13 protein-coding genes are annotated in these 12,927 nt (G+C 39.0%); all 13 read left to right on the top strand.

Annotated elements, in window-relative coordinates; genetic code table 11:
* The first annotated feature begins 42 nt into the window (after nt 1-42).
* The 13 genes from rbfA to dapA all read left to right on the top strand — a co-directional run bounded on the left by rbfA (nt 43) and on the right by dapA (nt 12,923).
* Entirely contained in the window at nt 43-399 is a 357-nt protein-coding gene (gene rbfA / locus ACNQFZ_RS02915) for a 30S ribosome-binding factor RbfA (protein WP_458413860.1), read from the top strand.
* A gap of 52 nt (nt 400-451) precedes the next feature.
* On the top strand, nt 452-1,357 hold the full coding sequence (gene truB / locus ACNQFZ_RS02910; protein ID WP_458413859.1) for a tRNA pseudouridine(55) synthase TruB: 906 nt from the start codon (nt 452-454) through the stop codon (nt 1,355-1,357).
* A 27-nt stretch (nt 1,358-1,384) separates the two neighbouring features.
* Nucleotides 1,385-2,359 carry a bifunctional riboflavin kinase/FAD synthetase gene (ribF, locus tag ACNQFZ_RS02905; RefSeq protein WP_458413858.1) on the top strand — a complete coding sequence of 325 codons (975 nt, stop codon included), beginning with the start codon at nt 1,385-1,387 and terminating at the stop codon, nt 2,357-2,359.
* Nucleotides 2,360-2,459: 100 nt separating this feature from the next.
* On the top strand, nt 2,460-2,729 hold the full coding sequence (gene rpsO, locus ACNQFZ_RS02900) for a 30S ribosomal protein S15 (protein WP_458413857.1): 270 nt from the start codon (nt 2,460-2,462) through the stop codon (nt 2,727-2,729).
* A gap of 163 nt (nt 2,730-2,892) precedes the next feature.
* Nucleotides 2,893-5,010, top strand: a complete 2,118-nt coding sequence (gene pnp / locus ACNQFZ_RS02895; protein WP_458413856.1) for a polyribonucleotide nucleotidyltransferase — start codon at nt 2,893-2,895, stop codon at nt 5,008-5,010.
* Between the two features lie 93 nt (nt 5,011-5,103).
* Nucleotides 5,104-6,069, top strand: a complete 966-nt coding sequence (locus tag ACNQFZ_RS02890) for a polysaccharide deacetylase family protein (protein WP_458413855.1) — start codon at nt 5,104-5,106, stop codon at nt 6,067-6,069.
* 139 nt (nt 6,070-6,208) lie between these two features.
* Entirely contained in the window at nt 6,209-7,447 is a 1,239-nt protein-coding gene (locus ACNQFZ_RS02885; RefSeq protein ID WP_458413854.1) for a M16 family metallopeptidase, read from the top strand.
* Between the two features lie 212 nt (nt 7,448-7,659).
* Nucleotides 7,660-7,896 carry a YlmC/YmxH family sporulation protein gene (locus ACNQFZ_RS02880; protein ID WP_458413853.1) on the top strand — a complete coding sequence of 79 codons (237 nt, stop codon included), beginning with the start codon at nt 7,660-7,662 and terminating at the stop codon, nt 7,894-7,896.
* Nucleotides 7,897-8,042: 146 nt separating this feature from the next.
* A complete protein-coding gene (dpaA, locus tag ACNQFZ_RS02875; RefSeq protein WP_458413852.1) occupies nt 8,043-8,942 on the top strand; it encodes a dipicolinic acid synthetase subunit A in 900 nt (299 codons plus the stop codon).
* Complete coding sequence (gene dpaB / locus ACNQFZ_RS02870) at nt 8,943-9,542, top strand: dipicolinate synthase subunit B (RefSeq protein WP_458413851.1); 600 nt, start codon at nt 8,943-8,945, stop codon at nt 9,540-9,542.
* Between the two features lie 137 nt (nt 9,543-9,679).
* Complete coding sequence (locus ACNQFZ_RS02865; protein WP_458413850.1) at nt 9,680-10,723, top strand: aspartate-semialdehyde dehydrogenase; 1,044 nt, start codon at nt 9,680-9,682, stop codon at nt 10,721-10,723.
* 85 nt (nt 10,724-10,808) lie between these two features.
* Entirely contained in the window at nt 10,809-12,014 is a 1,206-nt protein-coding gene (gene dapG / locus ACNQFZ_RS02860) for an aspartate kinase (protein ID WP_458413849.1), read from the top strand.
* A 39-nt stretch (nt 12,015-12,053) separates the two neighbouring features.
* Nucleotides 12,054-12,923: a 4-hydroxy-tetrahydrodipicolinate synthase gene (gene dapA / locus ACNQFZ_RS02855; RefSeq protein WP_458413848.1), complete on the top strand. Its 870-nt coding sequence runs from the start codon at nt 12,054-12,056 to the stop codon at nt 12,921-12,923.
* The last annotated feature ends 4 nt before the right edge of the window (nt 12,924-12,927 follow it).

The following is a 12,927-nucleotide window of genomic DNA, read 5'->3' as shown; positions in this document are numbered from 1 at the left end:
GACAGTTACAACAGTAGACTGGTTTTAGGCGAGGTGGATTATATGAGTAATATTCGTTCTACAAGAGTCGGAGAACAGATGAAAAAGGAATTAAGTGAAATTATCGGACGCAAAATCAAAGACCCTCGTATTGGTTTTGTTACTGTTACAGATGTCCATGTAACAGGTGACCTGCAACAAGCAAAAGTATACATTACTGTCCTTGGTGATGATGAGCAAAAGCAAAATACATTAACCGCTCTTGCGAAGGCAAATGGTTTTATCCGTTCCGAAATAGGAAAAAGAATCCGTTTAAGAAAAACGCCTGAGATTTCTTTTGAATTCGATGAGTCGATTGAATACGGAAATCGGATTGAAACGTTGATTGAACAGCTACACAAGGAAAATGAAGAGCACTAAATCAAGGATAGACATATGTCTATCCTTTTTCTAAGATTGGAGGTGGCATAAAATGGATGGAATCCTGCCGCTTTGGAAGCCTAGAGGGATGACTTCACATGATTGTGTTTTTAAATTAAGAAAAATATTGAAAACAAAAAAAATTGGCCATACAGGTACATTAGACCCTGACGTTGATGGAGTTCTACCCATCTGTATTGGACGAGCAACAAAGGTAGCAGAATATTTAACAGAGTCACCTAAAGCCTATGAAGGGGAAGTGTCGATTGGAACGGCAACAACTACGGAGGATGCCTCAGGTGAAATCATTGAGGAAAAGCATATTACTGGCAGAATTTCTATTCAAGAAATTCAAGCAGTATTAAACCAATTTCATGGTCAAATTGTTCAGGTCCCACCGATGTATTCAGCTGTAAAAGTGAATGGTAAACGTCTGTATGAATATGCTCGTCAAGGAATAGAAGTGGAACGGCCAAAGCGTACGATTAATATTTACGAACTCACATTATTGGACCCCTTTGATTTTATTGATAAGGAGCAAAACACCTTTCGATTCTATGTTAAAGCATCGAAAGGTACCTATGTCCGTACATTAGCGGTTGACATTGGGAAAACACTTGGATACCCGGCACATATGTCGAATTTAACCAGGGTAGCATCAGGTAGCTTTACAGTCAACGATTGTTTAAGCTTTGATGACATTTCTGAAAGGTTTGAAAAAGGCTCTTTGGAATTATTTCCCTTGGAGAGAGCACTTTCCCATTTGACGAAATTCGAAATTAATGAAAAACTAGAAATGCGAGTAAAAAATGGACAAGTTCTCATGATACCCGACCAATGGAAAGGCATTGACAGGCTTGTTTTAGTAAATAAAAATAATGAATGTATTGCAATCTATCAGCCACACCCTACAAAAGAAGGGGTTATGAAACCGGAAAAGGTTATTAGAAATGAATAGTCCGGGATAAAGCAGGTGAAAGAAAGTATGAAAATGATTGAATTAAGACATCCCCATTCCATTAGAGAAGAGGATCTTCCTCCCATTGCAATCGCATTAGGCTATTTTGATGGGATGCATCTTGGCCATCAGAAAGTAATGAGAACAGTTAAAGAGAAAGCAGAACAATATGGCTATAAAAGTGCAGTGATGACGTTTAACCCGCATCCATCAGTGATCTTACGAAATAGCAGTCAGCACGCACAATGTATCACATCGATTAATGATAAAATAGAAGAAATTGAGAAGCTTGGCATTGATTATTTGTTTATTGTCGAGTTTACACCTTCTTTTGCAGAACTATTGCCTCAGGAATTTGTGGATCAATATATTATTGGGTTACATGCCAAGCATGTAGTCGCCGGCTTTGATTATACCTATGGTCGATTAGGAAAAGGGACAATGGAAACTCTACCTTTCCACTCAAGAGGTCAATTTGCACAGACAGTTGTTGAAAAGGTCGTCGAAAATGAGGAGAAAGTGAGTTCAACTTTAATTCGGGAACTCATACTAGATGGAAAGGTAGATCTTCTTCCCAATTATCTGGGCCGCTATTATAAAACAAAAGGGACTGTCATCCATGGTGAAAGGCGGGGCAGGACCATTGGATTTCCTACAGCCAATATACAGCATACAGCCAATTACATTTTACCTTCCACCGGTGTATATGCTGTCTACATTAATGTACTAGGAAAGTGGTATCATGGTGTCCTGAATATCGGGTATAAACCAACATTTCACGACCCTGCTACTGTTAAACTATCAATTGAAGTTCATATTATTGATTTTGATGGATCGATTTATGATCAAGAAGTTCAAATTCTCTGGATGAAACACATAAGATCTGAGCGTAAATTTAATTCAGTAGAAGAGTTAATCTCACAAATACAACGTGACAAGGATGAGGCAACGCACTTTCTTAGAGGAATTAAGGGAGAAAAACTTGCATTTTGTCTAAAATAATAGTATTCTATATATGCAAAAGAATAAGAACCATTGCTTGGCAATGCGATTCACCAACGCTTGCTCAGTAATCGGGGATTGATAATGAGGAGGTGAAAGGATGGCTATCACACAAGAACGTAAACAAGAACTTATCAGTGAGTATAAAACTCATGAAAGCGATACTGGTTCTCCAGAAGTTCAAATCGCTGTCCTAACAGAAGAGATTAACAATTTGAATGGACATTTACGTGTTCACAAGAAAGATCATCATTCACGTCGTGGTCTTTTAAAGATGGTTGGTAAACGTCGTAATTTACTTAACTATCTACGTAATAAAGATGTAACGCGCTACCGTGAATTAATTCAAAGGCTAGGATTACGTCGATAAGATTTTAAAAAAGCGGGAGTATTCCCGCTTTTTTATTAGCTTAAAATCAGTGGAATTAAATGGTAATTAATTAACGAAAAATAATTACATACGCTTAAGCAGATAATAAATTAATAATGCAAGCAATTAAGCCGAATTATAGTAAAGAAAGGGGTCTTGATACATGGAAAATAAAAAACAAACCTTCTCCATGGATTGGGCGGGCCGTAAGCTAACCGTAGAAACAGGACAGTTAGCCAAACAGGCGAATGGAGCCTGTTTGATACGCTATGGGGAAACGGCTGTCTTATCCACCGCAACAGCATCGAAAGAACCAAAAAGCTTAAATTTCTTTCCTTTAACAGTAAATTATGAAGAACGTTTATATGCTGTAGGTAAAATACCTGGAGGTTTTATTAAACGTGAAGGGCGACCAAGTGAAAAAGCAATATTAGCAAGCCGTTTAATTGACCGTCCAATTCGACCACTATTTGCTGATGGATTTAGAAATGAAGTTCAAGTTATTAGTATGGTCATGAGTGTCGATCAAGATTGCTCATCAGAAATGGCAGCGATGTTTGGTTCATCATTAGCGCTTTCAATTTCTAATATTCCGTTTGAAGGACCGATTGCCGGTGTAACAGTTGGACGTATCGACAATGAATTTATCATTAATCCGACAGTGGAACAAGAGGAAAAAAGTGATATCCATTTAGTTGTAGCCGGTACGAAAGATGCCATCAACATGGTTGAGGCAGGTGCCAAAGAAGTTCCAGAAGAAACGATGCTTGAAGCGATTATGTTTGGGCATGAAGAAATTAAGAAGCTGATTGCTTTCCAAGAAGAAATTGTTAAGCAAGTTGGAAAAGAAAAAATGGAAGTTGCCCTTTATGAAGTTGACGCTGAGCTTGAAGCGGAAGTCCGTGGATTAGCGGAAGAGGACATTAAAAAAGCGGTTCAGGTTGCTGAAAAGCATGCCCGCGAGGATGCAATCAGCGCAGTAAAAGCAAATGTGAAAGCGAAGTATGAAGAGCGTGAAGACCTTCCTGAAGGTACATTGGGGCAATTGGAAGAAATCATGTACAAGCTTGTGAAAGAAGAAGTTCGTCGCTTGATTACTAAAGAAAAAATTCGACCAGATGGACGTAAAATTGATGAAATCCGTCCTTTATCATCTGAGGTTGGATTGCTGCCTAGAACACATGGGTCTGGTCTGTTTACACGCGGACAAACTCAGGCACTAAGCATTTGTACCCTTGGGGCTTTAGGCGATGTGCAAATTTTGGATGGTTTAGGTGTCGAAGAATCTAAGCGCTTTATGCATCACTATAATTTCCCACAATTCAGTGTAGGGGAAACAGGACCAATTCGAGGACCAGGCCGTCGTGAAATTGGACATGGTGCATTAGGTGAACGTGCATTAGAGCCTGTCATTCCTTCTGAAAAAGATTTTCCATACACGATTCGTTGTGTATCAGAGGTGCTTGAATCAAATGGGTCAACATCCCAAGCAAGTATTTGTGGTAGTACGCTTGCCATGATGGATGCTGGTGTGCCAATTAAAGCACCTGTTGCCGGTATTGCGATGGGACTTGTAAAATCAGGTGATGACTATACAGTGTTAACAGATATTCAAGGGATGGAAGACCATCTTGGCGATATGGACTTTAAAGTTGCCGGAACAAGTACGGGTGTAACAGCATTGCAAATGGATATTAAGATTGATGGTTTATCGCGTGAAATCCTAGCAGAAGCACTTACACAAGCGAAAAAAGGTCGGATGCAGATTCTAAATCATATGATGGAAACGATTTCTGCACCACGTCATGAGTTATCGCAATACGCACCAAAAATCTTAACAATGACTATTAATCCCGACAAAATCCGTGACGTCATTGGTCCTGGTGGTAAACAGATTAATAAAATTATTGAAGAAACCGGCGTTAAAATTGATATTGAACAGGATGGTACAGTTTTCATTGCGTCCCCAAATATGGATAAGAATCAACAAGCAAAGAAAATTATTGAAGATATCGTCCGTGAAGTTGAAGTTGGTCAAATGTATCTAGGAAAAGTAAAACGAATTGAAAAATTCGGTGCTTTTGTAGAAATATTCCACGGTAAAGATGGACTTGTTCATATCTCCGAGTTGGCAGAAGAGCGCGTTGGTAAAGTTGAAGATGTTGTATCAATTGGTGATGAGTTACTCGTAAAAGTAACTGAAATCGATAAGCAAGGAAGAATTAATCTTTCTAGAAAAGCCGTACTTAAAGAACAAAAAGAAAAACAGGAACAATCATAAAAAAAGAAGGAGCTGCGCTTACAGCTTCTTCTTTTTTTGTTCTATCAAACGCGCTTCTTTCATAGCTTTTTTATGAAGGGGGACGAGTACAAAATGAATCGAATGGCTCTCTATTTTGTGGGCTTTGCAATCATCCTCGTGATTACAATCGGGGCCATGCAAAATCCATATACGACTGATTATGTAAAAGAATTAAAACAAACAGCAACATTTGCGTCGAAACAACAAAATCCTCTTTATCAGGAAATTGAAGAGAAGAAGTATGAATATGAAATACAGCCTCAAGATGCGAAGATAGATCGGGTATGGAAAGCGATGCCAGGTTTGAATGGTCTAAAGGTTAACGTAGCAGAATCATATGATCGGATGAAAAAAGAAGGAAAGTTTGATCCTGAAAAATTAGTATTCGATGAGGTACCGCCGAAGGTCTCTTTAACTGATTTGCCGCCATCACCTATTTATCGTGGACATCCGGAAAAACCAATGGTGACGTTTTTAATTAATGTTGCTTGGGGGAACGAGTACATCCCATTGATGTTAAAAACGTTGGAAAAACACCATATAACAGCAACCTTTTTCCTGGATGGAGGATGGGTGAAAAGGCACCCGGATCTTGCAAAAATGATTGTAGATGCTGGTCATGAAATAGGTAATCATGCCTATTCCCACCCTGATATGAAGACGCTATCTCGTGAAGCGATTCGAGAAGAAATTGTGAAAACAAATGAGATTATTAAAGCTACGACTGGTATTACTCCGAAATGGTTTGCTCCACCAAGCGGCAGTTTTAAAGATGAAGTGATTCAAATTGCCGCGGAAGAAAAAATGAAGGTCATTATGTGGACTGTTGATACGGTAGATTGGAGAAAGCCTGATCCAGTTGCCATGGTGAATCGTGTTGCAAGTAAAGTAACGCCTGGATCCATGATTTTAATGCATCCAACATCTTCGACAGCCACTGGATTAGAGAACCTTATTATAAAAATGAAAGAAAAAGAATATCAAATAGCAAATGTGTCCACATTATTAAGTGAAGAGCGGGTAAAAATAAATAAATAAAGGAAAAATGTGAAATACGTGACAACATTAGCTAATATTGATATGATGCAATAGAAGAATTTTTGTACTTATATGTAAATTAAATAGTAGGAAACGTATAAGAAAGATGGGTCTTTCTAATACAATAGGAGGATGTAGCTTGATAAAAAAGTATACTTGCCAAAATGGAGCTAGAGTTGTACTTGAAAATATCCCAACCGTTCGCTCAGTTGCCATTGGTGTATGGATTGGAACAGGATCACGAAATGAAACGAAAGAAATAAATGGGATTTCTCATTTTTTGGAGCATATGATTTTTAAAGGAACAAAAACGAGAACGGCAAAGGATATCGCTGAAAGCTTTGATAGCATCGGCGGTCAGGTCAATGCGTTTACATCTAAGGAATACACATGCTATTATGCAAAAGTATTGGATGAACATTCTGATTTTGCGTTAGAAGTGTTGGCCGATATGTTTTTTAATTCCATTTTCGATGAAGCGGAATTGAAAAAAGAGAAAAATGTTGTTCTCGAAGAAATTAAGATGTATGAGGATACACCGGATGATATTGTCCATGACATATTAAGCAAAGCAACATATGGTGATCATCCACTTGCTTATCCAATCTTAGGTACTGAGGAAACATTAGCTACCTTTACAGGTGATACATTAAGAAATTATGTTGACCAGCATTACACACCTGACAATGTTGTCATCTCCATTGCAGGTAATGTTGAAGAGACATTTATTAGTAAAGTTGAGAAGTATTTTGGAAATTATGAGTCAACGCATAAAAGGCCTGCTTATACAGCGCCATCCATTATTGATGAAAAGATTGCCAGAAGAAAAGATACAGAACAAGCGCATCTTTGCATTGGTTTTAATGGTTTAGAGCTTGGCCATGAGGATATTTATTCCTTAGTTGTCCTAAATAATGTACTTGGCGGGAGTATGTCTAGCCGACTTTTTCAGGATGTCCGTGAGGCCAAAGGGTTGGCCTACTCGATTTTCAGTTATCACTCTGCGTATTTGGATAATGGTATATTAGCCATTTATGGCGGGACTGCCAGCAATCAGTTGGATGTTTTATTCGAGACCGTTCAAACAACCTTGTCTACTTTAAAACAAAATGGGATCACTGAAAAGGAACTTAATAATAGTAAAGAACAATTAAAAGGGAGCTTAATGCTAAGTTTAGAGAGTACGAACAGCCGAATGAGCCGCAATGGAAAAAATGAATTGCTGCTTAAACGCCATCGCGATTTAAATGAAATTTTAGATCAAGTATCTGCAGTGACGTTGAATTCTGTCAATCATTTTGCGGAAACCATCTTTACAGATCAATATTCCATCGCTCTTATTAGCCCTGAAGGGAAATTGCCGTCAGGAATTAAGTAAGTTAATTTATAGAAATATCATATAGCATTCACCAAGCCGATTCTTGTGACCGGGTTTGATTGGACACCAAATAAATGTATTGGTTAGTTGAATACAACCATTTGCAGTGTCCAGTCACTTTAGGGAACAATAATTGGCTTGGTGAATGCATTTTTTTATTTTCTATGAAATAAACATTAGACAAATAGTACAGCAAGGAGGAAAGCGCACAAATGAGACTTAGTGAGATGAATGATAAGGAGATCATTGATTTGAAAAAAGGGGAACGGTTGGGCGTTCTCGGCCAAGCAGATTTAGAGATAGATGAAACTTCGGGTCATGTTAAAGCCTTCCTGATTCCAACGATGAAATGGTTTGGTTTTAAGAAAGAAGGGACAGAGGTTCGTGTTCCATGGCAAAATGTTAAAAAAATCGGCAGTGATATGATCATTATTGATTTTAATGAGTAAACGGTTTGGAGGTTAATCCTAAAGGATTAGCCTCTTTTTTTAATCACCTTCTTTTTGTTCTTTTCATATGATGTTGAAGAATGAAAAGTAGGCTATTCCTTTAATCTTTATAACTTTATTTTGCAGATAAAGAAGGTGAGAATGGAATGTTAACAGGCTTAGAATTAGCTGTTATTGGTGGAGATGCGCGGCAATTGGAAGTCATCCGCAAATTAACAGAATTGGATGCTAAATTAACATTAGTAGGCTTTAACCAACTTGACCATGTTTTCTCCGGATCTTCGAAAAAAAATATCGAGGAAATCGACTTTTCCGAACTCGATGCCATCATATTGCCTGTAAAAGGTACAAATTTATCTGGAGAAGTGGAGACCATTTTTTCAAATGAAAAAATAATTTTAACGCAGGATATGATAAAGCAAACACCTGAGCATTGCCTAATTTTTTCCGGTATAAGCAATTCTTATTTGGATTCGATTTCGGCTGAGGCTGGGCGAAAGCTTATTAAACTTTTCGAGCGAAATGATGTCGCTATCTATAATTCAATTCCAACCGTTGAGGGCACCATCATGATGGCCATTCAACATACAGATATCACCATCCATGGTTCCAATGTTGTTGTCATTGGGCTGGGGAGAGTTGGAATGTCAGTTGCAAGGACGTTTGCTTGTCTAGGTGCAAATGTGAAGGTTGGAGCACGAAAACTTGAAGACATTGCGAGAATTACCGAAATGGGCTTACAACCATTTTATACTGCTGATTTAATAAATGAGGTTGATCAGGCGGATATTGTGATCAATACTGCTCCATCCTTAGTCGTTACGGCGAAGGTTATTTCGAAAATGCCGCTTCATACTGTCATCATTGATTTGGCTTCAAAGCCGGGAGGCACTGACTTTAGATATGCTGAAAAACGTGGGATTAAAGCCCTTTTGGCTCCAAGCCTTCCAGGGATCGTGGCCCCGAAAACGGCAGGAAAAATAGTGGCAAATGTAATTTCTCAATTGCTCATGGAAGAGCACCAAGATGGAAAGGAGCAATCATAAATGACTTTAAGTGGAAAGCGAATTGGATTTGGATTGACGGGTTCCCATTGCACATATGATGCCGTCATGCCACAAATTGAAAAGCTTGTTAAAGCGGGGGCGGAAGTCGTGCCTGTGGTTACCCATACAGTTAAAAGTACAACGACAAGATTTGGAAAGGGCGAAGATTGGGTAACGAAGCTGGAAAGTATGACAGGGAACAAGGTGATTGATTCCATAGTAGAGGCTGAGCCCCTAGGCCCGAAAATGCCGCTCGATTGCATGGTGATTGCCCCATTAACGGGCAATTCCATGAGTAAATTTGCAAATGCACTAACCGATTCTCCTGTATTAATGGCCGCTAAAGCCACTTTAAGAAATCTGAATCCTGTGGTATTAGGTATATCAACCAATGATGCCTTAGGTCTAAATGGAATGAATTTGATGAAACTGATGGCTACGAAAAATATCTACTTTATTCCGTTTGGCCAAGATGATCCGTTAAGAAAACCAAATTCAATTGTAGCCAGAATGGATGCATTAATGGATACAGTTGAAGCAGCGATCATAGGACGTCAATATCAGCCTGTTTTAGTTGAACGATATCGGGATGGAGAATAAGCGGAATTTCTGTTAATATTAAAGTTGATTATAAAAATTCTTTCCTTCATGACGGAATATGATACAATAATTTTTATAATTTAAAAATTTAAAATAACGATCTATAGAATATGTATGTAGAGGGAAGGGGAAAAAGAATGGAAAAAGGTTATCATGTAGCAGTAGTTGGAGCAACAGGAGCAGTAGGGGAGAAAATGCTGTCAACTTTAGAAAGACGCGACTTCCCAATTTCAAAATTGACTTTATTATCTTCAGAACGTTCTGCTGGTAAGAAGCTTTTATTCAAAGGCGAAGAGCATGTCGTACAAGTGGCGAAGCCAGAAAGCTTTGAAGGTGTTGATATTGCTTTATTTAGTGCGGGTGGTTCCGTTTCAAAACAGTTAGCACCAGAGGCAGCAAAAAGAGGTGCGATTGTTGTTGACAATACAAGTGCATTCCGCATGGATCCAGAAGTACCATTAGTTGTACCAGAAGTAAATGAAGGTGATATCCACCAACATAAAGGGATTATTGCAAATCCAAACTGTTCAACGATTCAAATGGTGGTTGCTTTGGAACCAATCAGAAAAGCCTTTGGTTTAAATAAAGTAATTGTGTCAACGTACCAAGCTGTTTCAGGAGCGGGGGCAATGGCAATTAAAGAAATGAAGGACCAATCTCAAGCTGTATTAAATGGTGAAGCTTTTACACCAGAAATTTTACCTTGTGGATCTGATAAAAAACATTATCAAATTGCTTTTAATGCCATTCCACAAATTGATAAGTTTCAAGACAATGGCTTTACATTTGAAGAAATGAAAATGATTAATGAAACGAAGAAAATTATGCATATGCCTGAGTTATCCGTTGCTGCAACATGTGTTAGAATTCCAGTAGAATACGGACATTCTGAGTCTGTTTATATTGAAGTTGAAAAAGAAGGAGTAACGGTCCAAGAAATGAAAGACCTTTTAGCCCAATCAGAAGGAATTATTCTACAAGATCAACCTGAGGAGCAAGTATATCCTATGGCCTCTACTGCAGCTGGCGAATTAGAAACATTTGTTGGCCGTATTCGTAAAGATTTAGATAATGATAAAGGCTTCCATATGTGGATTGTATCCGATAATTTATTAAAAGGTGCAGCCTGGAATTCTGTACAAATTGCTGAACGTTTACTTTCATTAGGTATTCTTAAATAAGTCATACTTAGGCGCTTAAGCTTCATTGCTGGCCTTGACACATGAGTCTTACATTAAATGATTACATCCTAGAAGAGGTGTCTAAATGAAAATCATCGTCCAAAAATTTGGCGGAACTTCAGTTAAGGACGAAAAAGCCCGACTTCGTGCCGAGTCCCATATCAAAAATGCTTTAGATGAAGGATTTAAGGTCGTAGTCGTCGTTTCCGCTATGGGCCGAAAAGGGGATCCGTATGCGACCGATACGCTACAAGACCTGGTTAATCTTTCAAAGATAAGTAACCGGGAACACGATTTATTGCTTTCCTGCGGGGAAACGATTTCAGCGATTGTTTTTTCTAATATGTTAAATGTGAATGGGATTTCAGCCATTGCCTTAACTGGTGCGCAGGCCGGTTTTAGAACAAATGATGAGCATACAAATGCAAAAATAATTGAAATGAAATGCGACCGGGTACTAGAGGAACTGGAATCACATGATGTCGTAGTTGTTGCCGGCTTCCAAGGACTTTCAAAATCAGGTGAGGTTACAACCTTAGGACGTGGTGGCAGCGATACCTCGGCAGCAGCACTTGGAGTTGCTTTGAATGCCGATTTTATTGATATTTTTACAGATGTAGAAGGTGTGATGACGGCCGACCCCCGCATTGTCGAGGGAGCTCGGCCTTTATCAGTGATGACCTATAACGAAATTTGTAATCTTGCCCATCAAGGAGCGAAAGTCATTCATCCCCGTGCTGTTGAAATAGCGATGCAGGCGAAAGTTCCGCTTAGAGTACGTTCGACCTATTCAGATGGGACTGGTACGCTCGTTACCTCAACAATCGAAAATAGAAAAGGCGGCGATATTCGCGATCGAGTGGTCACTGGAATCGCCCATGTTCCGAATGTTACCCAAATTACTGTAACTGCAGTGGAGGGGCATTATAATATTCAAGCAGAAGTATTTAAGGCAATGGCACAGGAAGGAATTAGTGTTGACTTTATTAATATTTCACCTAACGCCATCATATATACTGTTATGGACAAAATGACAGATCGTGCAGTGGCTGTTTTAAGTGATTTAGGCTATGAGCCGAAAATTATTCAGGGTTGTGCGAAAGTATCCGCGGTTGGAGCAGGCATGACCGGTGTTCCTGGTGTTACTGCAAGAATTGTCAATGCCCTTTCTAAAGAAGGCATTCAAATCTTGCAATCAGCTGATAGTCATACAACAATCTGGGTACTTGTACATGGGGAAGATATGGTTAAGGCGGTAAATTCTTTACATGATGAATTTTGTAGGGAATAAGCAAAAATGGGTAATAAATCTTTAAGGGGTTGAACAGGTATGGTTTTTGGCCGCGTTGGGACAGCTATGGTAACACCTTTTGATAGATCCGGTAATATTGATTTTGGGAAGGTTACGGAATTAGTAAACTTTTTATTAGAAAATGGAACGGATTCCCTAATTGTGGCGGGAACAACAGGAGAATCGCCGACACTTTCAACAGAGGAAAAAGTTGAACTTTATCGCCATGTTGTAAATGTCGTAAATGGCCGAATCCCCGTTGTTGCCGGAACGGGAAGCAACAATACTATAGCCTCAATAGAGCTTACAAAAAAGGCTGAAGAGGCGGGCGCAAATGCGATTATGCTTGTTGCACCTTACTACAATAAGCCAGATCAGGATGGGCTATATGAGCATTTTAAGACGATTGCAAAGAGCACTAGTCTTCCTGTGATGCTTTATAATATACCAGGTCGCTGCAGCATCAATATTACAGTTGATACAATTGTTAAACTATCCCAAGTAGAAAATATTGTTGCCGTAAAAGAAGCGAGCGGGGATTTAAATGCGATGACTGAAATTATCTCTCGCACCAGTGATGATTTTTATTTATACACTGGTGATGACAGTAATACGCTACCAGTACTGGCCATTGGTGGAAGGGGAGTTATTTCAGTTGCCTCCCATGTTATAGGGAAAAATATACAAGAAATGATTACCCTCTATGAAAATGGGGAAGTAAAAAAAGCTGCCCAGCTGCACCAACGCTTGTTGCCAATTATGAGAGGGTTATTTATTGGGCCCAATCCTGTGCCTTTAAAATATGCCCTGCAAAGAAGAGGGTTGGACGTAGGTTCCGTACGACTGCCATTAGTACCACTGCAAAAGGAGAAGCAATTGATTCTCGATGAACTTTTACAAAACATATAAAAAC

The sequence above is a fragment of the Schinkia acidoalkalinis genome (assembly GCF_054301215.1).
This window is presented reverse-complemented; position numbering and strand designations above follow the sequence as displayed.

Bases quoted from the DNA above. Each gene is read 5' to 3' on its own strand.
- rbfA (WP_458413860.1), top strand. From the start codon at position 43: ATGAGTAATATTCGTTCTACAAGAGTCGGAGAACAGATGAAAAAGGAA.
- dpaA (WP_458413852.1), top strand. From the start codon at position 8,043: ATGTTAACAGGCTTAGAATTAGCTGTTATTGGTGGAGATGCGCGGCAA.
- rpsO (WP_458413857.1), top strand. From the start codon at position 2,460: ATGGCTATCACACAAGAACGTAAACAAGAACTTATCAGTGAGTATAAA.
- dapG (WP_458413849.1), top strand. From the start codon at position 10,809: ATGAAAATCATCGTCCAAAAATTTGGCGGAACTTCAGTTAAGGACGAA.
- dapA (WP_458413848.1), top strand. From the start codon at position 12,054: ATGGTTTTTGGCCGCGTTGGGACAGCTATGGTAACACCTTTTGATAGA.
- truB (WP_458413859.1), top strand. From the start codon at position 452: ATGGATGGAATCCTGCCGCTTTGGAAGCCTAGAGGGATGACTTCACAT.
- ACNQFZ_RS02880 (WP_458413853.1), top strand. From the start codon at position 7,660: ATGAGACTTAGTGAGATGAATGATAAGGAGATCATTGATTTGAAAAAA.
- ACNQFZ_RS02890 (WP_458413855.1), top strand. From the start codon at position 5,104: ATGAATCGAATGGCTCTCTATTTTGTGGGCTTTGCAATCATCCTCGTG.
- dpaB (WP_458413851.1), top strand. From the start codon at position 8,943: ATGACTTTAAGTGGAAAGCGAATTGGATTTGGATTGACGGGTTCCCAT.
- ACNQFZ_RS02865 (WP_458413850.1), top strand. From the start codon at position 9,680: ATGGAAAAAGGTTATCATGTAGCAGTAGTTGGAGCAACAGGAGCAGTA.
- ribF (WP_458413858.1), top strand. From the start codon at position 1,385: ATGAAAATGATTGAATTAAGACATCCCCATTCCATTAGAGAAGAGGAT.
- pnp (WP_458413856.1), top strand. From the start codon at position 2,893: ATGGAAAATAAAAAACAAACCTTCTCCATGGATTGGGCGGGCCGTAAG.